General features: G+C 40.5%; 23 protein-coding genes. 10 read left to right on the forward strand and 13 right to left on the reverse strand.

What is annotated here, in order from left to right:
* The first annotated feature begins 29 nt into the window (after positions 1-29).
* Together MCUP_RS06785 and MCUP_RS06790 are read left to right on the forward strand one after the other, a co-directional pair.
* The gene (locus MCUP_RS06785) at positions 30-1,958 is read left to right on the forward strand and encodes a 4Fe-4S binding protein (protein ID WP_048057762.1); all 1,929 of its coding nucleotides are present in this window, start codon (positions 30-32) and stop codon (positions 1,956-1,958) included.
* A 124-nt stretch (positions 1,959-2,082) separates the two neighbouring features.
* Positions 2,083-3,747 (forward strand): cbb3-type cytochrome c oxidase subunit I, encoded by a 1,665-nt coding sequence (locus MCUP_RS06790; protein WP_013738047.1) that lies wholly within the window; start codon positions 2,083-2,085, stop codon positions 3,745-3,747.
* Between the two features lie 2 nt (positions 3,748-3,749).
* Here MCUP_RS06790 and MCUP_RS06795 read toward each other — a convergent pair whose 3' ends face one another.
* Complete coding sequence (locus tag MCUP_RS06795; protein ID WP_048057563.1) at positions 3,750-3,989, reverse strand: Rdx family protein; 240 nt, start codon at positions 3,987-3,989, stop codon at positions 3,750-3,752.
* 323 nt (positions 3,990-4,312) lie between these two features.
* On the opposite strand from MCUP_RS06795, the gene MCUP_RS06800 reads away from it, so the two are divergent.
* From MCUP_RS06800 to MCUP_RS06810, 3 genes are read left to right on the forward strand one after another with little or no spacing between them, the layout of a single operon-like run.
* A complete protein-coding gene (locus tag MCUP_RS06800; RefSeq protein ID WP_048057564.1) occupies positions 4,313-5,368 on the forward strand; it encodes a radical SAM/SPASM domain-containing protein in 1,056 nt (351 codons plus the stop codon).
* Between the two features lie 52 nt (positions 5,369-5,420).
* Positions 5,421-8,240, forward strand: a complete 2,820-nt coding sequence (leuS, locus tag MCUP_RS06805) for a leucine--tRNA ligase (protein WP_013738051.1) — start codon at positions 5,421-5,423, stop codon at positions 8,238-8,240.
* A 10-nt stretch (positions 8,241-8,250) separates the two neighbouring features.
* Positions 8,251-8,958 (forward strand): hypothetical protein, encoded by a 708-nt coding sequence (locus MCUP_RS06810; protein ID WP_013738052.1) that lies wholly within the window; start codon positions 8,251-8,253, stop codon positions 8,956-8,958.
* Here MCUP_RS06810 and MCUP_RS06815 read toward each other — a convergent pair.
* Complete coding sequence (locus MCUP_RS06815) at positions 8,933-11,272, reverse strand: M1 family metallopeptidase (protein WP_013738053.1); 2,340 nt, start codon at positions 11,270-11,272, stop codon at positions 8,933-8,935. The two genes, MCUP_RS06810 and MCUP_RS06815, sit on opposite strands and share 26 nt — an antisense overlap.
* Positions 11,273-11,587: 315 nt before the next feature.
* Here MCUP_RS06815 and mcu7 point away from each other — a divergent pair, with 315 nt between their 5' ends.
* The 3 genes from mcu7 to MCUP_RS06830 all read left to right on the forward strand — a co-directional run bounded on the left by mcu7 (position 11,588) and on the right by MCUP_RS06830 (position 12,705).
* Positions 11,588-11,776, forward strand: a complete 189-nt coding sequence (mcu7, locus tag MCUP_RS06820; protein ID WP_013738054.1) for a DNA-binding protein Mcu7 — start codon at positions 11,588-11,590, stop codon at positions 11,774-11,776.
* Positions 11,777-11,955: 179 nt separating this feature from the next.
* Complete coding sequence (locus MCUP_RS06825; RefSeq protein ID WP_013738055.1) at positions 11,956-12,309, forward strand: hypothetical protein; 354 nt, start codon at positions 11,956-11,958, stop codon at positions 12,307-12,309.
* A gap of 36 nt (positions 12,310-12,345) precedes the next feature.
* Positions 12,346-12,705 carry a hypothetical protein gene (locus MCUP_RS06830; RefSeq protein WP_048057565.1) on the forward strand — a complete coding sequence of 120 codons (360 nt, stop codon included), beginning with the start codon at positions 12,346-12,348 and terminating at the stop codon, positions 12,703-12,705.
* A gap of 51 nt (positions 12,706-12,756) precedes the next feature.
* Here MCUP_RS06830 and MCUP_RS06835 read toward each other — a convergent pair whose 3' ends face one another.
* From MCUP_RS06835 to MCUP_RS06855, 5 genes are all read right to left on the reverse strand, one after another.
* On the reverse strand, positions 12,757-13,869 hold the full coding sequence (locus tag MCUP_RS06835) for an RsmB/NOP family class I SAM-dependent RNA methyltransferase (protein WP_237697977.1): 1,113 nt from the start codon (positions 13,867-13,869) through the stop codon (positions 12,757-12,759).
* A gap of 121 nt (positions 13,870-13,990) precedes the next feature.
* Positions 13,991-14,878: a hypothetical protein gene (locus MCUP_RS06840; RefSeq protein ID WP_013738059.1), complete on the reverse strand. Its 888-nt coding sequence runs from the start codon at positions 14,876-14,878 to the stop codon at positions 13,991-13,993.
* A 42-nt stretch (positions 14,879-14,920) separates the two neighbouring features.
* A complete protein-coding gene (locus MCUP_RS06845) occupies positions 14,921-15,541 on the reverse strand; it encodes an HAD family hydrolase (protein ID WP_013738060.1) in 621 nt (206 codons plus the stop codon).
* Positions 15,538-16,980, reverse strand: coding sequence for an endonuclease Bax1 (gene bax1, locus MCUP_RS06850; protein WP_013738061.1), 1,443 nt, complete (start codon positions 16,978-16,980; stop codon positions 15,538-15,540). The genes MCUP_RS06845 and bax1 overlap by 4 nt, the downstream gene beginning before the upstream one ends.
* A complete protein-coding gene (locus MCUP_RS06855) occupies positions 16,967-18,298 on the reverse strand; it encodes a DEAD/DEAH box helicase family protein (protein ID WP_013738062.1) in 1,332 nt (443 codons plus the stop codon). The genes bax1 and MCUP_RS06855 overlap by 14 nt, the downstream gene beginning before the upstream one ends.
* 62 nt (positions 18,299-18,360) lie before the next feature.
* Between MCUP_RS06855 and MCUP_RS06860 the strand changes: the two genes are divergently transcribed.
* Positions 18,361-19,284: a hypothetical protein gene (locus MCUP_RS06860; protein WP_013738063.1), complete on the forward strand. Its 924-nt coding sequence runs from the start codon at positions 18,361-18,363 to the stop codon at positions 19,282-19,284.
* Here the strand turns inward: MCUP_RS06860 and MCUP_RS06865 are convergent.
* Genes MCUP_RS06865 through MCUP_RS06875 form a run of 3 tightly spaced genes read right to left on the reverse strand, consistent with a single transcriptional unit; the run spans position 19,268 to position 20,940 of the window.
* Positions 19,268-20,008, reverse strand: coding sequence for a VIT1/CCC1 transporter family protein (locus tag MCUP_RS06865; RefSeq protein ID WP_013738064.1), 741 nt, complete (start codon positions 20,006-20,008; stop codon positions 19,268-19,270). The genes MCUP_RS06860 and MCUP_RS06865 overlap by 17 nt on opposite strands.
* A 40-nt stretch (positions 20,009-20,048) precedes the next feature.
* A complete protein-coding gene (locus MCUP_RS06870; protein WP_013738065.1) occupies positions 20,049-20,528 on the reverse strand; it encodes an AAA-associated domain-containing protein in 480 nt (159 codons plus the stop codon).
* Between the two features lie 28 nt (positions 20,529-20,556).
* A complete protein-coding gene (locus MCUP_RS06875) occupies positions 20,557-20,940 on the reverse strand; it encodes a hypothetical protein (RefSeq protein WP_052296640.1) in 384 nt (127 codons plus the stop codon).
* Positions 20,941-21,169: 229 nt separating this feature from the next.
* Between MCUP_RS06875 and MCUP_RS06880 the strand changes: the two genes are divergently transcribed.
* A complete protein-coding gene (locus MCUP_RS06880) occupies positions 21,170-21,598 on the forward strand; it encodes a PaREP1 family protein (RefSeq protein ID WP_013738068.1) in 429 nt (142 codons plus the stop codon).
* 15 nt (positions 21,599-21,613) lie between these two features.
* Here the strand turns inward: MCUP_RS06880 and MCUP_RS06885 are convergent, their stop codons facing one another.
* The 3 genes from MCUP_RS06885 to MCUP_RS10035 are packed head-to-tail and all read right to left on the reverse strand — an operon-like array spanning position 21,614 to position 22,865.
* On the reverse strand, positions 21,614-22,018 hold the full coding sequence (locus tag MCUP_RS06885) for a hypothetical protein (RefSeq protein ID WP_048057567.1): 405 nt from the start codon (positions 22,016-22,018) through the stop codon (positions 21,614-21,616).
* Positions 22,015-22,743 (reverse strand): helix-turn-helix transcriptional regulator, encoded by a 729-nt coding sequence (locus tag MCUP_RS06890; RefSeq protein WP_013738070.1) that lies wholly within the window; start codon positions 22,741-22,743, stop codon positions 22,015-22,017. The genes MCUP_RS06885 and MCUP_RS06890 overlap by 4 nt, the downstream gene beginning before the upstream one ends.
* On the reverse strand, positions 22,728-22,865 hold the full coding sequence (locus tag MCUP_RS10035) for a hypothetical protein (protein WP_237697978.1): 138 nt from the start codon (positions 22,863-22,865) through the stop codon (positions 22,728-22,730). Before MCUP_RS10035 ends, MCUP_RS06890 begins: the two co-directional genes overlap by 16 nt.
* Between the last annotated feature and the right edge of the window lies 1 nt (position 22,866).

Below are 22,866 nucleotides of genomic sequence, written 5' to 3' on the forward strand. Positions count from 1 at the left end.
TTTAAATAACCTTTTACATGATAAAAGTTATGGATTACCTCTTTGTGTTCCTAACGATAGCAGCGTTGATGTCGGCTTTTTCCATTTATCTCATTTATTTAGTTAAGAAAGGAACAGACGGTATAGGATTCCTACTAGTTCTCTACTTAAGCGGAAGTATGGTAGTTATGTTCGCATCTCTATCCATCTTTTTCTCTACCCCTAATCCAACTACAGAGGCTATTGCTCTTTCGCTCAACTCAGCCTACATGATATTTGGATTAATTCCAATTCTATTCAAAATGAATAAGAAAATAAACGTGAGGAAATGGTACACCGTCCTCATTTTCTCAGTTACTATGGCCATTTCTGAGGCTTTGATGGGGGAAACGTTTTACTCGATTTTATCAAAGCAGCTAGGAAACCCACTTTTAGGCGTTCAGAATTATTGGTATTTTGGCGTAATGATCTCAGAGATGACCTTCACACTTATCTACTCCATCTTTAAAGGGTTGGATAAGAACCTGAGAAACTTCTTACTAGTATCTCTACCAGTAATGGGTATCTCTCCCGTTATCTTAGCAGACGATGAGGCATTCGTAACCACCACTATTTGGCTTAACGCAAGTCTAATGATAGTAGCTACAATATTGATCTATGAGTCCCTATATAGAGACAGATTGAAGAAAACGCAAGATACGATGACCTCCCTGGAGTTAATGTTGGTGTTCACGCTCATGATGGGAGGAGTCTTCTTCTATTATGTAACTGGTAGTTGGTACTTATTTGACTTCTCAATGTTAGCTGGTATGACGTGGTTCATTTACAGGGCGATCGAGGGGCCCAGCAAAATTAAGGGAAACTATCTAAGAGATGGTAAGTGGACTTTCACGTTCATTCTTGTAACCTTTATCATGGAGTGGTTCATGGGAGGGGTCTTAGATTTCGTGACTGGGACTTTCTCTCCTGGACTACAAGGATTTCTCTCATCTCTACCCTTAGGTTTCGTTAATCCTGCCTCCGCATACGGACTAGGAGCTCTATTTGATTTCCTCTCGATATTCGGATCGGTTACAGGATCGACTTGGTTCTTGCTCATGATGGGAACTGAAATGGGTATGTTAGCGGTCTTCAGGATAGGTCAGCTGAAGCTTAAGGAGAACAAGATAAGGATGTTACTCATGATATCCGCCTACGCAATTTACACCATATATCTGCCATCTTTCTCCCCTTTGGCTCCTAAATTGCCATACGTGCCATACATGTGGAGCATGGGATTAGGAACGTTAGGCCCAGTATCATCGCAATATCTTATCACTGGTATAATAGGAACTTACGTTGTAAGCGCAATACTCTCCTTCCTTTTCGGATCAAGGCAGATATGCTCTGTCACATGTACAGCTCCAATGATGTATCAGGGCACCTTTTATGACTCCCTAAAGACATTTAACAGGAACTCCAAGTTGGGTAGAAAGACTCTTACGAGCAAGATAAGACCTTGGTATAAGGTTATAGCTTTGTCCGTCTGGATCTCTCTGCTAACGTTTGCGGTGTTGTCTTTCTTAGATCAAGATGGAATATTAAATGTTCAAATATTCGGGAACGACCCAACTACCTTTCTCTACGCATTTTACTTCAACTTCCTTTGGTACGTAGTGTTCATCTCGATACCGTTTATGGGCTCCTACGCTTGCGTCACTCAGGGTTGGTGCTCTTGGGGGAGTTTCAATCAGCTCTTCGGCGGATTAGGACTTTTTAAGTTAAAGGTGAGAGATCCTAGTGTTTGTGTGAAATGCGAAAGCAAGGAGTGTGTAAATGCCTGTCCGGTGGGTAATACAGACCTACCTGGAAACTTCATTAAGAGAGGAGAGTTCAAGTCAATGAGATGCGTAGGAATTGGAGACTGTGCGGAGGCCTGTCCTTACGGCAACATCACGTTCTACGACGTAAGGTCATGGTTAAAAGGAAAACTAAAATAAATTATTTATTTAATAATCATAGTACTTTTAGTTAACTTCAATTATTTCTGGCTATAGTTTATGGACTAATTTTAACTTTTATAAAACAAACGTATATATCACCAAAGCACTGTTAAAGAGTGATATGAGTACTCCTATAAGTGGGTTGGTAAACTTCGTTAAACAGGTCTTCCAACTAGATAAGGACTGGTTATCTAGGATAACTATGGCTATGATTGTGTTAAGCCTTATTTGGGGCATTCTTGGTATCATAGACGCCCTAATGGCTAGGATACAAGAGGCAGTCTGGGCCACTTCCAGTAATTTTATATTGACTTCTCAGGAGTATTACGGTTCTATAACTCTTCATGGAGTTAGGGACCTTTTTGGATTCGCAGTCCAGCTTGAAATAGCTATATTCGCTTTTATCTCGCTTAGAATGTTGAAAATTCAACCAAGGTTAAAATGGTTTATGAACTTAGCTTTTATCATCTTTAACATCTCCTTCATGTTGTTAGAAGGGCCTATAGTACTTTACCCTACGTTTAACGACAACTACTTCTCTGCCGGCTCCTGGTATTATCTCGCGCCTCTAGGGTTGCCCAACTACTCTCAGTACGTGTTGAGTCCTTTGTGGTACGTTGGTATGGAGCTACTAGACATTGGCACTTACATGTTCGTAATATGGTTAATCTATCATTTCTATTTAGCCTCTAGGTCGACTAAGGAGAAGTTGCCTATTTTTGCAGTGTTTGCACTAATGACGTCGTTAATGATAGCTATAGGTTGGAGCGGTGAGGCGGCCGCTAACACATGGGACCTATTGGCTATAGCTGGTGTCACTGGAATGAACGTAATAGCTAATCAAATCGCTTTTTGGATACTTGGACACTCGATAGTGTACATAGTCTGGATGCCTGCAATTGCCTCCATGTATTACCTCATCCCGTTGTTGGCTAACAAACCGCTTTACAGCGATAAGATGGCAAGGATAGCTGCGCTAATGTATCTGATTTTCTCTAATAACGTCCCCATTCACCACCTTTACATGGTTAACTTCCCTGTATCAGTAAAGGTTATGCAAGAGGTGCTTACTTACGCCGTAGTAGTCCCATCTATGCTAACTTTCTTCAACTTGTGGGCAACAGTTAAAGGGGCATCAGTTAAGGTTAACCTCATCTCTTTGTGGATTTCAATAAGCTTCGCGGGAGCTATAGCTGCAGGAGTAACAGGGATCTCTAACGCGGATATTTCCTTCAACTCCATTATACACAACACGATGTGGGTTCCCGGGCATTTCCACGCAATGATATTCTTCTCCATTGTTCCTGCAGGTTTCGCTACACTCTATTATATGGTGCCAATGCTTACTGGTAGGATGTGGTATTCAACTAAGTTAGGATGGTTGCACATGGTTGGATACATGATAGGAACAGCGATGATAGTATATGGATTTGACAATTTGGGTTTGGCAGGATTAACTAGAAGAGCGGAGATATTTCCCAACACTCCCGTATACGTGTCCTCAGAAATAATATCGGCAGTAGGCGCCTTCATAGCCGACGCTGCTACATTAGTCTGGCTGGGAAATCTAGTGCTGACTCTTCTTAAGGGCAGGACAGCTAATCTTGAGGGTTTGTCAATAGGTGAGACCATAAGTACAGTAGCACTCCAGTTGAACGCTCCGGAGCTAAATACAAGCGGTTTGAATAAATTCCCAAGTTATTTTGTAAGCATTTCTAGGGCAATGAAGTCTGAGATTCCAAAAATTAGGACTTTCCTAGGTAGGAAAAAAGGCAACTTGAGTTGAAATTAAGATACCTGTTTTTTAGAACTAATTTCTTTCAACATCTCCTCTATTTCTGGAAACCTTTTCAATTGATAACGTGATAGTTTCAATTCACCGTCTACGTAGACGTCGAATATTCCGTTCTTACCTTGCTCGAGTTCTACTTTTACGTCGTCAAAATATGATAGTATCTCTCTAGCGGCCTCTAAGGCCCTGTCTAAGTATCCGCATGGCCTGCAATACACGATTTTAACTTCGTGCATATATCGATTACTTTTTTATTAGTTAAATAGTTAAGTATTAACGCAAAGGTAAGATTAAGCTAATAATGAATTTATGCCCTCTTTTCCTATTGTTATTAAAACGTTGCCTCTCGAAGCTTTTGGCTTCACCTCGAGCGTTCAGAAGTTGTTTCACTATGATCTTCAAAATAAAGACTAAAGAAATCAGCTCAAGCCCTCATCTAGAGTTACAGGTTCTTACTGTTAACGCTCTATCTCAGGGCTTAATGCACATTCAGGCTCACTCAATTTTCTAAATTTATAAATAAATCCTCTTATAAGCTAGTCGTTCTAAAACCAAGACCATGTTATGGCTCATATTTACATCTGGTAAGTGTAATCTCACCTGTGATTACTGTGGTGGTTCGTTCGATAGGACTACAGTGCCTTGGGAAGTGAAATATGATATCGAAAAGCTGAAAGGACTGATCTCAAGAGATCGCGATCCCACAGTCATATTTTATGGGGGCGAGCCTCTATCAAATCCCCTTTTCATAGAAAGGTTTATGGACGACATCCCAGCTAATAGGTATGGGATCCAGACAAACGGTACAATGATAAAGCTTCTCCCTGAGAGATATTGGCGAAGGATGGACGTTGCGCTCCTATCAATCGATGGGAGAAAGGAAGTTACAGATAAGCATAGAGGGAGGGGAATACACGATAGAGTAGTGAAGAACGCCAGTTACCTGAAGTCGTTAGGCGTAGAGACGATAGCTAGGATGACCGTGACTGAGGATTCTGACATATTCAGTGAGGTTACATATCTACTAAATACAGGAGCTTTTGATAAAATACATTGGCAATTAAACGTGATATGGAGCGAAAGATGGAACGTTAAGCAGTGGGCTGAAAAGAGTTATCTACCAGGGATAAAGTCACTCGTAAGACTGTTTGAGGAGGGCCTCACTCAAGGGAAAATAATAAAAATAATACCAATTTTGGGAGTGATCAGTGCCCATTATTTCGGAGGGTATAGAGGATCACCATGCGGTGCAGGATACAACTCAGTTTCAGTTACTACGGACGGAAGAGTGTTGTCATGTCCAATAGCAGTTAGAGAGAAGTGGGCAGAACTAGGTAGGGTAGACTCTGGCTTCAGACTTATCGAAGATCCCCTCCCGCAGGAATGTAGGGGATGTGAGTTCAACAGAGTTTGTGGAGGGAGATGTCTTTACGCCTCGCAAGAAAAGTATTGGGGAGACGAAGGCTTTAAGGTGGTAGACGAGATAAATAAGGAGTATTTAAGGAACGTATTATCTATTATACCTACTGTAGATCATCTTATAGAATCAGGAAAAATATCAAAAAGTGACATATATTACGATCCAACCAAAGACTCCACAGAGGTAATTCCATAACCCGTAAGGGGAGACCCGCAAAGTAATAAAGGACGTTTATCCTATAATCTTTATGGACTCTTCAGCATTCTTCAACGAGATCGCAAAAAAATGGCAGGATATATGGGAAAAAAGGAAAGTATTTGACGCTAACCCTTCAAGTAAGGATAAGTACTTTATAACTGTAGCTTTCCCTTATACTAACAGTCCTCTACATATTGGCCACGGTAGAACGTACGTAACTGCAGATATCGTGGCTAGATATCAACGCATGATAGGTAAGAACGTTCTCTTCCCTTTCGCCTTCCAGTTCACAGGTACCCCTATCCTTTCCATCTCAGAGGCTATAAAGAGGGGAGATAAGGATATAATAAACGACTTCTTCACTTTATATAAGATTGATGAGGAGAAAATAAAGGAGTTTCAAGATCCTCTCAAGTTGGCACAATACTTTAAGGAGGATATGGAGAGGATGGCCAGAGCTCTGGGGCTTAGCGTTGATTGGAGAAGGGAATTTACAACCGTCGACCCTAGGTTTGAGCAGTTTATAAGGTGGCAATTCAAAAGATTAAGAGACAAAGGGTTCGTAGTCACTTCAACGGACGCAGTTGGGTTCTGTCCTAATGATAACTTCCCCGTTGGTATGCATGACACAAAAGGTGACGTCGAGCCTGAAATTCAGGAGATTGACTTAATAGAGTTTGAGGGAAAGGACCTGGTCTTCCCCGTAGCGACCTCAAGACCAGAGACCGTTTTTGGATCCAACTCAATTTTGATAAATCCTGAATCTAAATACGTAATAGTTAGGGGCTCTCATTGGGTTTTGTCTAAGGAATCCTTCCAAAAGCTCTCTTATCAACGTGAGTTAGTTCCTGAAAGGGAAATAGAAGGGAAAGAGTTACTTGGCGTAACAGTTAAGAATCCCATTACTGGGAAAGACGTGAAGGTATACCCAAGTAAGTACGTGGATCCAAAAACGGGAACGGGCTCCGTTATGGGTGTCCCAGCCCACGAGCCTTTGCACTATCTAGCTTTATCTGAGGTCTTGGACGAAGTTGAAGTTATTCCAGTAATATCTACAGAGGGATATGGTGACTTCCCTGGGCCCGAAGTACTAACCCTATCAGGAACCAAGAACCCTGCAGAATTGAAAGATTATATTGATTCACTTTATAGGGAGGAGTACTATAAAGGCGTCGTTAGAGATGACGTAGTAGATTTGGTTCCAGACTACATGAGACCCTTAATAAAGGAGAGGGTTGTGGGGAAAAGGGTTCCAGAGGCTAGAAAAGCTGTAGTTGAGCTCTTGAGAAGCCTGGGTAAACACGATACAATATATGAGGTACTTAACGGGCCTATTTATTGCAGATGTGGAACCGAGATAGTAGTTAAGGTAATAAGAGATCAATGGTATATCGATTACGATAACCCGTTCTGGAAGTCGTGGACTTTGAAGGCTTTAGACCAGATAGATGTAGTGCCAGAGAGCTCTAAGAGAGATCTAGCTAGGGCCATCTTTTCTTTAAAGAAGAGGGCTTGCTCTAGAACTAGAGGCCTCGGAGTTAAACTTCCTTGGGACGAGTCGCAGATAATTGACAGTTTGAGCGATTCCACGATCTACATGGCCTTCTATACCATTTCCCATAAACTGAATTACGATCCTGAGAAACTAAACGAGGAGTTTTGGAATTACGTGATGCTAGGTAACGGAAACCCGATTGACTTATCCAAGTCTATTGGTATACCTGAGGACGAACTTAAGGCTTTGAGAGAGGAGTTCTCCTATTGGTATCCTCTAGATTCTAGGCATAGCGGAAGGGACTTAGTTCAAAATCACTTACCATACATGATTTACAATCACTTAGCTATATTTGGCGAAAACCTTGTTCCAAGAAGGATAGTAGTTAACGGTTTCGTGAGGGTTGGAGGGAAGAAGATGAGTAAGAGTTTTAGGAACATTTATCCTTTGTACAAAGCGATAGAGGAGTACGGCGTAGATCCCGTTAGGTTGGCCTTAACTGTTTCCTCCGAACTCTCAGAGGATACCGACTTTGACACGAGCTCGATTAAAGCCATTACTGACCAACTTAGGAGAATGTATGATCTAGCCGTAAATGTGTCTAAACTAAAGAGCTCAGGTGAAAACGGCCTGCCAGAAAAATGGTTGCTTTCCCTTATTCATTATAAGGTTAGAGAAGTCAATGACCTAATGAACTCGTTAGACTTTAGAAAGGCCTTCAACGTTATCTTATATGAGTTCTATGATATAGTTAGAGATTACATAAGCATGGTAAATTTCCCTAACAAGTACACCCTGAAGACAGTTCTTAACATATGGAGCAGACTGATCTCTCCTGGGGCACCTCATATAGCCGAGGAAATATGGAGCATGTTTAACGAAGATTTAGTCTCGCTACAAAGATATCCATCTCCTGAAGAGTTACAGGTAGACGGTCAGGCTTTAGTTCAATTGGAGTACATAAGGTATTTAATAGAGCAGGTTAAAGCACTAGCCTCTCTTACAAATAAGCAGCCTGAGAAGCTTATAATATACGTCTCGAATTCAGACGAGCTTGGATTGCTGAGGGCTGTATTAAGAGGATTAAAGGATAGAAATAACCTTCGTGAGCTAAGTTCCGCCATCGGGCTAAGGGAGGAGAATCTTAAGACTTTGCTTGAGAAGATACAAACCTTGCCATCCACGTTAAGAGACTTTATTACTGTTTATTCCATTGATGAGTTTAAGACCATAATAGATAACCTCAATTTCCTAATGAGGAAACTTGATGTTGACGAGATCCAAGTTTACAGATCAGACGACTCATCCGCGCCTGATATTAAGGGGAAGAAGAACAGTACCTTACCGTTAATGCCTGGTATAGTTATCCTCTAGGTGTAATCTCTTGGAGCTGTTAAGTACCCAAGAATTGCTTGAAAGAGTAGGAAAGATGATAAACTCTTCAGTTGAGAGGATAGTTGTCCTGACAGGTAAACTAAGCGAACTGTTAGCCCAGGACTTACTAAGAAAGGCCGCTAGTGGAATCGACGTTACTTTAATAACTTCGGATCTAAACTGGGGTAGATGGCTTGAGAACAGAGCTAAAGGATATATGAGGGAGGAGGAGGAAAAGATATCTAAAGAAATTAAAAAGTTGTCAGAGAGCATAGAGTTATACTCCAGGTTACCCTGGATAGTTCTTGTTTTGGTAGGAGCCATATGGATAGTCCTCTTTTTACGTAGGCTTGGTCAGCTTGAGATCATAGGAAGTATAGTAGTTGGACTTGCCGTGTTCTCATATGTGTTCTACTTTTCCTACAAGAGAAGAAGAGACTGTAAAGAGGAGATAACGGTAAAAGTAGAAAATAGGAAAAGGATGAGTGAGGAGTATAAAGGGATTAGGGAGAGTTTAGCTAAAAAGATGCACGTAATAGAGGTGGATTTCGACGTAAGTTTTAGCGTAGTTATCTCAGATTCAAGTGCAATAATTACTTCTACACCTCTTGAGACTGAGAGTGAGAGAGGTTATCACGTTATAACAGAACTGAGCAGTGAGGATGCAATAAAAATAACGAACTTTATATCGTCTACGCGATCCTTGAAACGGCCTTAAGTATCTCCAATCCCTGTTGTATGCCCTTCTCGGCCCCCTTTATCTGGTTTTCCTTGAAGAACCTTTCAATTTCCTCCTCTCTTCCAACTCCTAGTAATGGTATGACATCCGCCATAACTCTCCCAAAGATACCTGTCCCTCCGTAAATCTCAGCAACTTTCTTCGCGTGCAGTTTAATCCATTCCCAAACCGCCTCCCTTACAGAAGGGTAAAATAATGAATATTGAATTGACCTAATTATATCCTGTTTCTTCATCTCTCCAGTGAAGACCATACTCAATACGTTTACTACTGTATATGGCGACTTCATGGATAATATAGCGTTAAGTATTCTCACCTTTTCCTCATCAAATTTTGAACTCCTATAGTTATGTAGTAATTCGTCCAGAGCTTTTGAGCCCTTTGATACAGCGTAAGCCACAGCTACCGCGCTCTTTAGATCTCCATCCAGCAGTTCATAATTTCTAAATTGCTCTGAAAGCGAGCTTGCGAATTCAGGATCCATTTTAGATAGGTTGATAGCAAGGATAGAGAACGTCCTTCTACCTATTTCGTCTTCTCTTCCCTTCCACTTGTTTACTTGTGTGCTGTGAAATTCGATCGCAATGTTTCCATATTTTTCTGCGTTAATTGCATAAAGGAAAGATAATTGATCGGCTAACTCTAACACGGGTAAATGACTTTCAGCATTGATCAACTTTTTCACAAGCGATATGTATTCTTCTTTACTAATCTTACCAGCCAATAAAAACGCGAAGTAATCGTTGATTAGTCCCCACTGTTCCTCAGCTGTCAATTTGGTGGCTAAAACTGGAGCCAGTTCGTTGTATAATACTCTGTAAAACCCCGCCTTATCTAAGTTCACCTTTATACTGTCTACCTTTTCTCCAACTTTTATCTCCAAGTGTTTGTCTTCCATCATTACGTCCTTTCTCTTTCCATTAACTTCTATAGTAATAGGAATAGGGTACGTCTTATCGGGAACGGGAAGTAGACCAAACCTCTCCTGTGTCAATTTTATGGTATCATCATTAACTTCAACCTTCACAACGGGATAGCCTTCGTTTAAGATCCATGCAGGCATGATCTTTGAAACAGGTTTTCCTGAGGTCTCCTCAAGACTGGCCCATAGATCCCTCCCTTCAGCGTTACTATAGCTATATCTTTTAAGGTAACTCGAAATTCCCTTCTTAAACTCATCCTTACCAATGTAAGACTCAATCATCCTGAGGATTGAAGCTCCCTTACCGTAACTAATGTCGTCAAATATTTGTTCCACTTCCTGAGGAGTGTTTACAGTAGCCTCTATGGGATGAGTGGTTGGTATAGAGTCTTTGAGAAGCGCACCAGCTGTCTCATCTAATAGAAACTCCCCCCACATATGCCAATTCGGTCTTAACATATCAATGATTTTGTAGCTCATGAATGTGGCGAAACTTTCGTTAAGCCATAGATCATTCCACCATTTCATTGTAACTAGATCTCCAAACCATTGGTGAGCAAGCTCGTGAGCCACAACTTCAGCAACCCTCCTGACGTTCGAAAATCCAGACCTTTCGTCAGCTAACAAAGCCGTTTCCCTAAACGTTATAGCACCCCAGTTCTCCATAGCTCCAAAGGCGAACTCCGGGACTGCAATTAAGTGTACCTTGGGCAGTTGATATTTGATTCCAAAGTACTCTTCATATGTTTTAATGAAATCTCTAGCTAGTTCCCCCGGAAGTTTAGCCTTAGATATTTTACCGGGTACGGTCGCCACTATTATCTCCGGTTTATTTTCTATTTTAAATTCCTCAAACTTTCCTATTCCTACATAGAGTAGATACGTTGACATGGGTGGCGTTTCTTGGAATTCATATATTACCTTCCCATCGCTATCCTTTACGTTCATTACAGGCATGTTAGAGATGACTTGAAGACCCTTATTCACGCCTATCTTAAGCTTAAATTTTGCCTTGAATGCAGGATGATCGACGCAGGGGATGAACTCTCTAGCGTGACTTGACTCAAATTGGGTAGAAATCATGTGAGTTCCATCATAGGGAGCTCGGTAAATCCCCACTAAAGAATCTCTAACTTTCCCAGAAAAATGAACTGTTAACTTTCCTTTTAACTTTCCTGTCCTTATTTTAACTTTGTCATCGTGTACCTCGAAGTCAAGATCTAAACCATTACTTTCAACCTTTGATATCGTAAGTCCGGATGAATCTAGCTCCAAATCTCTTTCCGTCTCTAGATCAATAGTTTCCACTCCTTTATAGGCTAACTCCTTAAAGTCAAACTCTACAAAAATATCGTACAGATTTATTTTCATAAATTGAGACGTGAACTATTGACTAAAAAGCTAACCGTATCTCTCCGCATTTAGAAGCTATCAAGATCCAATTATCGTGAAGTTTGATTTTATTCTATATACTAATCTTCAGTCCGACGAGTTTGTGCTCTTTCTTGAATTACTAGCATTACTAAGTAAATCTGAAAGGATTTATTATTAGATAAGAATTGATATCTTACTTCATCCGTTAAAATTTGATACCTAAATATGGGAGTCTATATTGAGGTATTATCATTAGTAGTACTTAACTTAATATCGCAAGGTTTATAAACGTCAATAGCGTATTAACATTCAATGGCAACCAAAATAAAGTTCAAATATAAGGGCCAAGATCTGGAAGTGGATATAAGCAAAGTGAAGAAGGTTTGGAAAGTAGGGAAGATGGTATCGTTCACTTACGACGACAATGGCAAGACAGGTAGGGGAGCAGTAAGCGAGAAAGATGCCCCTAAAGAGCTATTATCTATGATAGGGAAGAAGTAAAGGGCCCTAGTCAGTTTTTATTTTTTAGATTTCTAGTTTACGAGTTTATTGTTAAGTGTTTTTACGATTAAAGTGTAATAATATATCGGATCAATGAATATCGTTCAGAAGAGCTTGAGTATATCCTTAGGTTTATACTCTATTTTATAAACTATGGAGTGTAAGAAAGTTGATCTCAAATGAGAATAGCCGTAACATATGATAAGGAACAGACTCTAAAACCTTTGGAGGAAGCCGAGATAATAGCTATAATAGACGAGGAGAAGAAAGAAGTAGAACAGTACGAGAACCCTGGGTACGGTATGAGTAAGGAAATGACCATGCATGCTATATTGGAACTAGAACCCGAGGCGATTGTAGTGAAGAACCAATTCCTATGTCCAGGGTCTTATATGATGAGTTACGGTAGGCTGAAGTACATTCCGACTCAATACAATTCACTGAACGATGTTTTGCAGCATTTGGAAGAAATAAAGAAGAATATAAGAGAAGACCTTGACGAAGAGATGTATGCAGAGGCCTATCCAGAATAAATTTTTATTTATATATAGCGAAAATTCTTGATTCAAATGGTTGATCATATTATAGAAGTTTTAATTTTTATTTTTTCACTTATTATAACTTGGGTTATTGTATCTGTACCAGTCTGGTTATCTGCCAAACTATTCTCGTCCCACGCAAGCTTGGGCAAGGCAATGTTGGCTACCTTTTTAGCTCTTCTAATTTTTTTCCTACTAGCGAGATTAATAAGTCCACTCAGTCACCTCTTAGGCCTCTTAATTGGGTTCGTAGCCGTTTTATGGGTTTTCAAAGAGATATTTGATGTTGGTTGGCTTAGTGCATTGGGAATCGCGATAGTGACCTTCATAATAACAATAATACTGCTCATAATTTTAGCCGCTGTAGGTCTTGGGCTTGGCCTACTCTGAAAGTTTCATATTTAAACATTGCTGCTAAAGTGTCATTTGGAGCGTTTTGAACTAGGGTTTGATCTTTGAAATGAAGAAACCCTCGCTTTGATCTAAACTAGGGTAGGTTCTCATCACCCTCATCCACACCTTACTCCTTTTGTATCCGAAGTGTGCAGGGTCATTTGTCACTTTCTCAAGGTATTTAGAGTAGATCTCAACTTGCTTCTCTCCCTCTTCCGGGAAAAGCGAACAGGTGGAGTAAACTATTTCTACTCCAGACGAAAACGCATTCTTCAGTATCTCCCTTTGGATCCTAACAAGTTTATTCAATTCAGTTTTTGTCAGTCTAAAGGGAATTGAGGGATCCACGTTTATTGTTCCGCTATTAGAGCAGGGCGCGTCTATGAGTATCTTATCTACCTTTCTTACCTTGAAATTGGAACCGTCCGCTAGTATGACGTCAACGTTCTCTACCCCCCAAAGCCTTAGGAGGCGTCTCTGAAGATTTACCCTCTTTTCCGAAATATCAAGTGAAACGACATAAGACGAATTATTAGTGATTTGCTGTATCAATGAGGTTTTACCTCCAGGTGAACCTCCTATCTCTAGAATGTTTTCTCCAGGCTTGGGATTTAATACGCTCACCACTATGGCGCTGGACTTATCTTGAGGTATGATAAGTCCTTCCCTAAATTCGTCAGTTGAAGAGGGTTTAGGTGAGATCCAATTTAAAAGGAAATCGAAATCTTCATCCAATGAAAAGGAGTAGCCTTTTACTCTTAAGGACTCTATTATTTCATCTCTATCTCCTTTTAGAGTATTAACTCTTACCCAACTTCTCCTCGAATATAATCCAGCCATCCCGTTATCTCCAAGAAGAGGATACATTCTTTCAAAAATCCATCTGGGAAGAGAGAACGGATCTGGTTTAGCATTAAGCGCTAGCTCAACGGCCTCTCTAGAAAACGGTTTAACATGAGGATACACTCTAATAACTCTAGGCAAAGACCATAAAACTTTGAGGTATAGTTCATAGCATCCTGGTAAGTTGGGTCGACCTCTTATCGCTCTTTTGAAGCTTGCCTCAGGTGATGAGTTATTTATAAAACTTAGTGCTCTCTCTATAACGCCTTTGCACTCATCAGTTGGACTAGGAGACTTCACCCATCGGTTACTCTTCACTTTTCATCACCTTACGCAGCCTTTAGGTAACGTGATTAACGTTAAGTTTTTGAAGAGTGATTTTTAACATAAAAAACTTAAAATCAATTAAAGTACCTCCAGCTCGTAAATTTAACTCTATCTATAGTTTCGTAATAATGTATTCAAATAACTGGAAGTCGGGCAAAGGTTGGGACTGCGTAAGGACTACATAGTTTCCCTTCAAAGCCACGAAATAGTATGTTGAACCATAAGGCCCAGTGGTAGAGATGTTAAAGTATCGAGCCCCATCGAAGGTTCCATTTGTTGCTAAGGATTCCGGACCTGATTGAGTTTGGTTTGAACTAATCTTGGTAGTGGAGTAAAGATAGTTATAGAGTTGAGTTGAATTGTTTCCTTCTACAACGTTGACACCTACAGACTCTCCACTGCTAATACCTGAACTTAAGTAATACACAGAGTACTGTGTAAACTGCCCTTCACTAGTGTTAAGGTAAGCTACAACATATTCTACAAGTGGTAAAGAGGAAGTGCTAGGATAGAAGAAATTAGGCAAGGTTAAAGACGTTCCGTTATGTCCTACAAAAACTTCTCTTGCTAAGTTCAATATTGCTAACTGCTCATTGTTTGAAATTCCAGTTCCGTTTACCATTATCACGTAATGGCCTATTACGGTATGAGGGACCTGTTGAGATGCGTTAGGTTGCCCTGGAAAGTGGAGTATTAAGATCGAAATGATAGATTGATTGTTGCCTTCTTCCTGGAGGTACTCTTGATACAGGGCATCAGCATCGGGATAGATCCCGTTTAATACTTGTGAAGAGTTTATCTCACCGAGCGAAACTATTTTCCAATTAGGAAGAATGGAGCTTATCTCCGCCTGAGTTGGCAAATTTGGTGTAGATATTGATGAATTACTCATAGGGGTTGATAGACTACCCGTGAATACGTGATAGTCCAAATACAATAACGCTCCAATCACAAGTACAACCAAGGCAAGTCCTATACCTATTAACTTTACTTTCTCCATTGGGTATCTCGCGATAACGCATTTAAAAACTCTTTCGTTAGTTTAAAGGTTTAGCGCTTGGATAACCTGACAGGGAGTATCAACTAAGGTAACGCTCTCCTCAATTAGACTTGAAACGCTAGAATCCAGACCTTTTATAATGAAAATGTTTCTGATGCCGGCCCTCTTAAAGGCCTGGAAGTCATATATCGTATCTCCAACTCCAGCGCTCTGTTCAGGCTTTCCTTTGAGCTTATCCAAGGCTAAATACACAGGATATGGGTCCGGTTTTCCTATAGGGACCTCATCTCCAGCTATTAGTAAATCAGGGCTTATCCCTACAGCCTCTAAACTTCTCAAGGCAGATCTCCTTAATGAAGAAGTAACTACGGCTGTAGAATAACCTTTACTTTTGGCTCTAGTTACGAGTTCCTTCGCACAAGGTAAAGGACTCGCTTTAGTAGATACTAGCTCATCGTAAATAGCGTTTTTAAGTTCAAACAGCTCTTGATATCTCTCCCCCGCTAAGGTTTTAGCGATGTCAATAGTTCTCCTCCCCATAAGAAGGTCTAAATTAACCTTCGCTTCTATACCTAGTCTCTTTAGCGAGATCTCCCAAGCCTCCTTGTGTACGGATGCGGTATTAGCTAACGTGCCGTCAAGATCAAGTAACAGGACTCTCATTTGCTGATCACGGCTTCAGATATATTTATCCATTTTATCTTATAGCCTAATTTTTCTAAAACGTCTACAATGAATTCTCCCTTCTCCTTAATGACATCTTGAAGCTTTCTTCCAGAGTAATCCTCTTTCGATAAAAGTTCCAGCAAGTCCCTCTTGACATAGTAATTTTTCAAAAGTACATATTCAGGGAACTCCATTAAGTCCTTCCTTAGCGTAGCCTCTGAAACACCATACTTCGATGCGATCTCTTTTAAAGAAATGACAGGATCTCCCCATAGCTTATAATCTATCTTCCTAACGTTAGACGCCTCAATTTGTTTTAACAGTTTATAGACCTTAGTTACATCTACTTTTCTTTTGTATGTAACTAACTGTAGCCCCTCTATCCTGCCAGTCCCTAACTCCTCATTCACTATAGGTATAATGAGTTTCGAACTTCCCTCCAATTTCTTAACCTTTTCCCTTATGTAATCCTCCGTCCAGAATCCTACAATTTCGATGAAAACCTCAAGGTGATCCTTTAGAGCGATAAAGTCAGGGAGGAAGATTCTTCCGTTAACTACGATAGGACCTGGTTCCCTCTCGAGTTTCCAGTCCTTTATAGCGTTCCTAAAATCCCAATAGAAGCTCTCCTCTATTGAGCTATCGAATATCTTCTCATGTGATGAATTACTACTTATCCATTCTAGGTTTTCCACCTTCAGCATGTAGATTCTCCTCTTCTTCCTTCCCAGAACAATTTCAGCTTCCGCTTGCCATGAGGGAGAACTTACCACATATGGGATTAGGAGAGCTAGGTTCCTTCCGTACTTCTCCGAAGGCTTTACCAGCGTGTATGGCCCTATTACGTCAATCTTAACGGGATTAGGATAGGCGATATACATAAGCCCTAATCTTTTTATCGTCCTCAACAATTCCTTCCAATTCAATTCTCCTGAGAACGTTACCTTATACGATTTGAATAAAATTGATTGAAATAGAGAGAGGTTATACTCCTTTGCTATATCTATGGCACTGGGAACTTTTACTTCCTTTATGATCTTGCTTTCCTCCAGATCAGCGTACATTAATTTCTCAGCGTCCACGTTAAACATCTCGCTTACCTCCGCTATTCTCTTCTTCCTCTCCTCCTCCGATAGCGCAGGTCCCTTACTGAAGAGCTCCGCCCTTATCTTTTTCGAATCGATCGTTGACTCTTCAGATAGAGTTAGGTACCTAGATATAACTTTGTGCAACCCTCTCACTAGTTTAGCTCCGTGCGTTGTCTTTCCGTGGACCCTTTCGAGTAACTTTACTTCTTCTTCAACCTCACCGAACGTCTTATAGGGCTTGTATATAGAAATCATCTCGTTGATTAGGTCTAACTCCCTCTTCCCAATGAAGAGAGGGTATATCCTATCTCCATGTATCTTAAACCTTACCAGTTCACTTGGTAGCACTGGATCTCCTCCTGCTCAGGTTGTGATCAGAAGTTCCTTTGCTAACTATCTCTACAAGTGTAGCCACCTTCCCCTCACTCTTTCTCAATATCCTACCCAGTCTCTGCATCATCTGTCTTGAAGTACCGTATCCGCCCAGTACTATCCCCACACTGGCGTCAGGCACATCAACTCCTTCGTCAAAAACGTTCGATGCAACTATAACTTTGTAGTCTCCGGTTCTGAACTTAGAAAGTATCTCCTTTCTCTCATCTTTAGGAGTGAGGTAAGTCACTGCAGGTATGAGAAACTCCCTCGATACCTTATACGCCATGTCTACATCTCTAGTGAAAACGATTATCTTGTGACCCAAGTACTCCTTAAGGATCTCTTTAAGCTTCTCCAATTTGCTCTCTGAATTAATTGATATTTTCATTGATTCATGCCACGCTAGAAGCGCATCACGGGCGTCTTTGTCCCTTCCAGCTAAATATATGAGTCTTTGAAAATCTCTGGGACTGCTCATTCTAAACCCTTTTTTTCTAAGGTAAGATATGAACTTTCCCCTCAGCTCCTCGTACTTCTCCTTCTCTTTAGGAGTTAACTCGACGTAGAGCCTCTTTGTCTTAAACTCTGCTAAGTACTTTCCGCTCAGTTGTGAAGGATGAAGTCTAACTAGGACAGGGCCAACTCTGTCCTCCAGTAATACATGTCTCCCGTCCTCTCTTTCTGGAGTAGCTGTTAATCCCATCCTAAAGGGGGAAGCCATAAGCTCGGCTATGTTGATGTAACCAATCGATGGAAGATGATGAACTTCATCAAATATTACAAAAGGAAACTTATTTCCTAATTGTTCCACCTTAATGTAGGCTGAATCGTAAGTTATGACGGTTATTCCTGAGAGCCTGTCCTCTCCTCCCCCTATTATACCAGGGGAGGCGTCAAGTAACTCTTCGATCTTATCAGCCCATTGATGTAACAGTTCTATTGTAGGAACTACTATTAGGGTGGCTACCTTTAACGTTGACAATGCCTTTATACCTATAACAGTCTTCCCAGCTCCTGTAGGTAAGACTAGAACCCCCCTCTTCCTGGAAAGCCATAATCTCAGTGCACGTTCTTGATACTCCCTTAACTTTATGTTATCCTTCACTATAGGAAAGGGTAACGGATCCATTACGTTATCGTCTACCTCTATCTCCCCTTTTCTGAAGTATTCTAGAGCACTTGCATAGTTGTATGCGGGGGCCACATAAGCCTTAAAGTCCTCACTCCACTTGAATGATGGAGCGTAATGAGTAGATAAAAGAAGTCCCTTGAAATATTTCAGAGAAACCAACTCAGATTCTAACTTATTTAATATCTAAAAGTTAAAAATCATTGTCACTACCTACCAAAACAATGATAATAGAACCCATAGCTTTTGAAAGCCTAGGAGTTAGGTCTCAGGCAACATACGTTGAGACAAAGGATGTTAGAATAGTTATCGACCCTGCGATATCTTTAGCTCCTAGGAGATACGGTTTACCCCCTCACCAGGTGGAAGTTGATACGTTAATGGAACTTGCCAAGAAAATAATCGAGAGGGCCAAGATAGCTGACGTTTTAGTAGTAACTCACTATCATTATGATCATCACGATCCTGGTTACGTCATCCCTAAAGACGTCTATAAGGATAAGGTTGTGTTGATTAAGGACACTAACTCATTTATTAATGTCAGTCAAGGAAAGATAAGAGCCCCTAAGTTTCTCAGATCGATAAAAGGTTTACCTAAGGAGATCTCCAACGCTGATGGTAGAGAGTATAGGTTTGGTGGAACTAAAATCAGCATCTCTCACCCTGTCCCTCATGGAGCTGACGTTAGATTAGGATACGTGATTCAAGTGAATGTGAAAGATGGCGATACTTCAGTGCTATTTACATCAGACGTTGAGGGATTACCTAGTGATGAACACGTAAAGTTTACATACTCAAGCAATCCAAATTTCATTATAATAGACGGTCCTCTAAGCTATTTATTAGGTAGGGCACTTACAGAGGATCAACTTCAAAGCTCTGTTAAAAACATGGAGAAGATAGCCAAGTTGGGTCTTGAGAAGATGGTTGTAGATCATCACGTTTTGAGGGATCTCAACTACCTTAAAGTTTTGTCCAGTCTTCATGACGTAGCCAGATCTGCCGGAGTTAAGGTAACAACTGCTGCAGAGATTCTAGGGCTTGAAGTTAGACAACTTGAGGCCAAGAGGAGGGAACTTTTCGCAAAGGACAACAGACCTGCTAAGATCCCTAAAAACCTAGCTGATCTTCTTAGAACAGACCAGTAGGGACAGCAAAAACTAGAGATAACGCGTAACCAGCTAGGTAGCTTCCTATCAAAGCTAGCAAACCGGTCCCTATTTGTTCTAACGCTCCCCTATATTTGGGTAAGCCAGTGTAGTTAGTGGAGAGATATCCAAAAATGGAGAGAGTTAAGAGTATGAGAAGAACGGAAGATATTAGTGACACATCGAAGCCTATCCTAAATACAACGTCAAAAGTGAAAGGAATCAAGGGAATAAGACCTCCTATTATCAAGTAGAGAGCCATAATTAAACCTAGCCTGATAGGTCTTTCAAATTCTTCAGGGAATATTTTTAGCTCATGAATTAACATTTCGTTTAATATAACGTTCTTATTTCCCATCAGTATTTCCGCTATCCTCTTAGACTCTTCGTGACTGAAACCTTTCTCCCTGTAAAAGGCTATTAATTCGTCCTTTTCCTTCTCAGGATAATGCTCAATTTCATAGCTCTCCTTTCTTATCTCGTTATTGAAAACTTGCATCCTGACTCTGGTCGAGATGAATTCGCCTACTCCCATAGAAAAAGCCTGAGCTATCGTTGCAATAAGTCCAGTTATCAACACTATTAAAGAGTCATGGGAGAAGCCTGCTGCCCCTAAGGCAATGCTACCTACTCCTATTAAGCCATCCTGTATTCCGAAAACCTTAGTTCTGAAGACGTCCGCTTCCTGGGTCTTATGTTGGATTTCCTTATGTTCTTCAACCATAATATGAACTAATTGTTATTGATTAAAAGGATTGCGTGAATTACGATTTGTCGTAGTTGACTTTATACTTTTCTTCATCAACTCTTGAGATCAATCCCGAGTAAACACCCCATTCCAAAAGTATCAATTGAAGCTGATATTTTCCTTCAGGTTTGTTGTATTCCTGGATACCCTTCCTCTCTAAGGCCTCCATAAGGCTCTCTAAACTAAACTCCTTAAGCTCAAGCGCCGTCTTAAACGGTTCAGTCTTTACTAAGCTATCCTTGAGTATTTCCTTTCTTCTCTTAATGTTAGATTTAAGAAACTCTGAACCCTTATCCGTTATAATTATATCGCCCTCACCTACAGTAGCGAAGCCCATATGGTTAGCAGCGTAAACTATGGGCATCAAGTCGTCAACGTCGACTTCCATCTCCTTCTCCACTTGATATAGGTCCGCCTTACCTCCGAAGACGTTTTGGAGAACCGATAATAAGCCCAGTAAGTCAGCTATCCTTGCATCAGAACTAATGACGCTCATAAGATAATGATAGACCCAGTGAACTATTTCAATCTTTCTTATCGACGAGTGCTCTCCTACGTTTCAACATTTCCTTTAAACGCACGACGATATAAATTCCTGGAAACAAGTAGAAACCTAATATCATTAGCACGTCTAACAGTGTTATTCTTAGGTTATCATCTATCTCTGAGAGAGCAGTCAAATGGGCCTGGGACGAGGTCGACGAGATTATTGCTAACACCGCGAGTACTAAACCGGTATTTATTGCGGTTTGATTTCCTCTCCATGCTAAAAATGAAAGAGTGAGTAATACTACTACAACAACGTATGTAGTTAAGGAAAGGACAGGTGGAACTACACCTAATAGGAAATACCCTCCAAGCGAAAGGCAAACCGAGCTAGCTATAAGCAAGGCTGTGTAGATGTTCAACTTAACATAATTTATACATTCGTCGTAAATATATAATTTGCCCCATCATGTGATCCGTCACCAGGGAAGTAAACTCGATTTTGATCAGCATACGTTATGTGTTTCACTCCTTGAGCTCTATTTTATGTAAGCTAATGAGTAGTGAACCTCTCAATGTCAAGCACTAGGATTCAAAGCAGTAATATCTAATTGCACCTTTTATAAGATAGGGATCTCCAATATAAATATCGTGAAATTACCTGAAGCTATAATTGAAATAGGGAGGGATTCAAGGAATGAAGCTAATGACGCGCTGGAGGGTAAGTTAAGCACCGACGAAATAGTAAAAATAAGATTGGATACAGCAAATTTCTATCTGGAGAGAGCCAGCGAAATCGTTAAGACGTCTCACGTTCTAGCTAGCGAAATGCTCTTTAAAGCTATAGTTGAAGGTATTAAGGCTTTAGGGGACTACTTTGGTTTAAAGAAGGAACTAAGGGAACTTCCTGTATTTCTTACCGACATATTGGGCGAATGGGTGGAGAACGCGTGGGAAATAGGAAAGAGGTTGCATTACGATGGGTACATCTTTGAATTCCTCCAGGTTGACGATGTGGAAGCGTACGTGAAATTCGTGAAGGAATTTGTTAAAAATTGCGAAATAGCTGTCCTATACTGATTTACCTATACTGATTTAGTGGTTTCCCTCAAACGAGATGGACACGTTAATATTTTCTTCTACCTCAAGGTCTGTTAAATTATATGAGGAGATGCCGGTAACGTAGAACTTGGCCTCATAGACGCCTTTCTCCAAGTGCAGAACGGATGAAGGAGAAGAGAGGGTAAGAACTAAGACGTGGCGATCTCCCTTTTCATGACTAAAAACTACTATGATGTAAATTGATTTTATATTTAAATTATGGTTTAGTTTTACTAAATAATTGCCGGAATGATCAACCACAAATTGCCTAGTGAACGTTACATTAAATAGATATCCGCTAGGTTCCTTTTGAATAGAAGTGTTAACAAGATTTACAGACGAGAATACAGCAGCACTTATTGATATAAGCAGGAGCAAAACTATCAGAGCGGACTTCATTTTGAGCCACCCTTGAGGAGATACTTGACTTTCCCTCTTTCCCTCACCTCCTCGATAATGCCCAATCCGATCAATCTTTTCACTCGTCTGTATACGGTTGTCCTAGGTAAAAGTGAAACTTCTGAAATCTTATTCAGGCTGTCCGCCCCATTCTTTATCGCTTCTATTATCCTTAAGTCCCTTTCATCTAGCTCATTGGGTTCAACTAATTGAGTGCCGCTTCTGGAGCTCCACAACAAGTAACCAAAATATGCAGTGACGGAACTGCTCGCAATAGTTGAATAGAAATACGGATTGTTAAACAACGAACTTCCGCTTACTAAGTAAAAGGCTATCGTAACGTTACTTGAGTTAAAATCGATATTTAGCTCATTATTGTTTTCAGTGAGTGAGCTAGGTGTAGGATTCATGTATGATATCCTTGAGTTTAACGGGAGAATTACTGTTACGTACGATATGTTAGGTTCGTCTATTGAGAGCACTCCTCTAGACTCAACTTTAAATGAGGCTCTCGCAGGTAGTGATGTAGGATAAATGTAATTTCCAACCTTGGTTACGTTTTGAGAACCTTCTAACGTCCAGTTCTCCGGAACGTAAATCCACTTATATGAATCGAAGTGGACTACGACCGTGCCGTTGTAGTACATCACAGCGCTTACCTGGCCTGAACCGTTTAGCGAGAGTGCGAAATACAAAATCAAAAAGATAATCAACTTCTTATGCATGAAGCTAGCACCGTAGAGATGGCCAAGATCAGTAGACCAGCATAGAACAGCAGCGCTAACGCTAAAGATAACCTAGAGTAAGCTGGAACCAGATACGCTAAAAGTTTGATTAAAGGTTCCATT

It is taken from the genome of Metallosphaera cuprina Ar-4 (genome assembly GCF_000204925.1).
Classification (GTDB): domain Archaea; phylum Thermoproteota; class Thermoprotei_A; order Sulfolobales; family Sulfolobaceae; genus Metallosphaera; species Metallosphaera cuprina.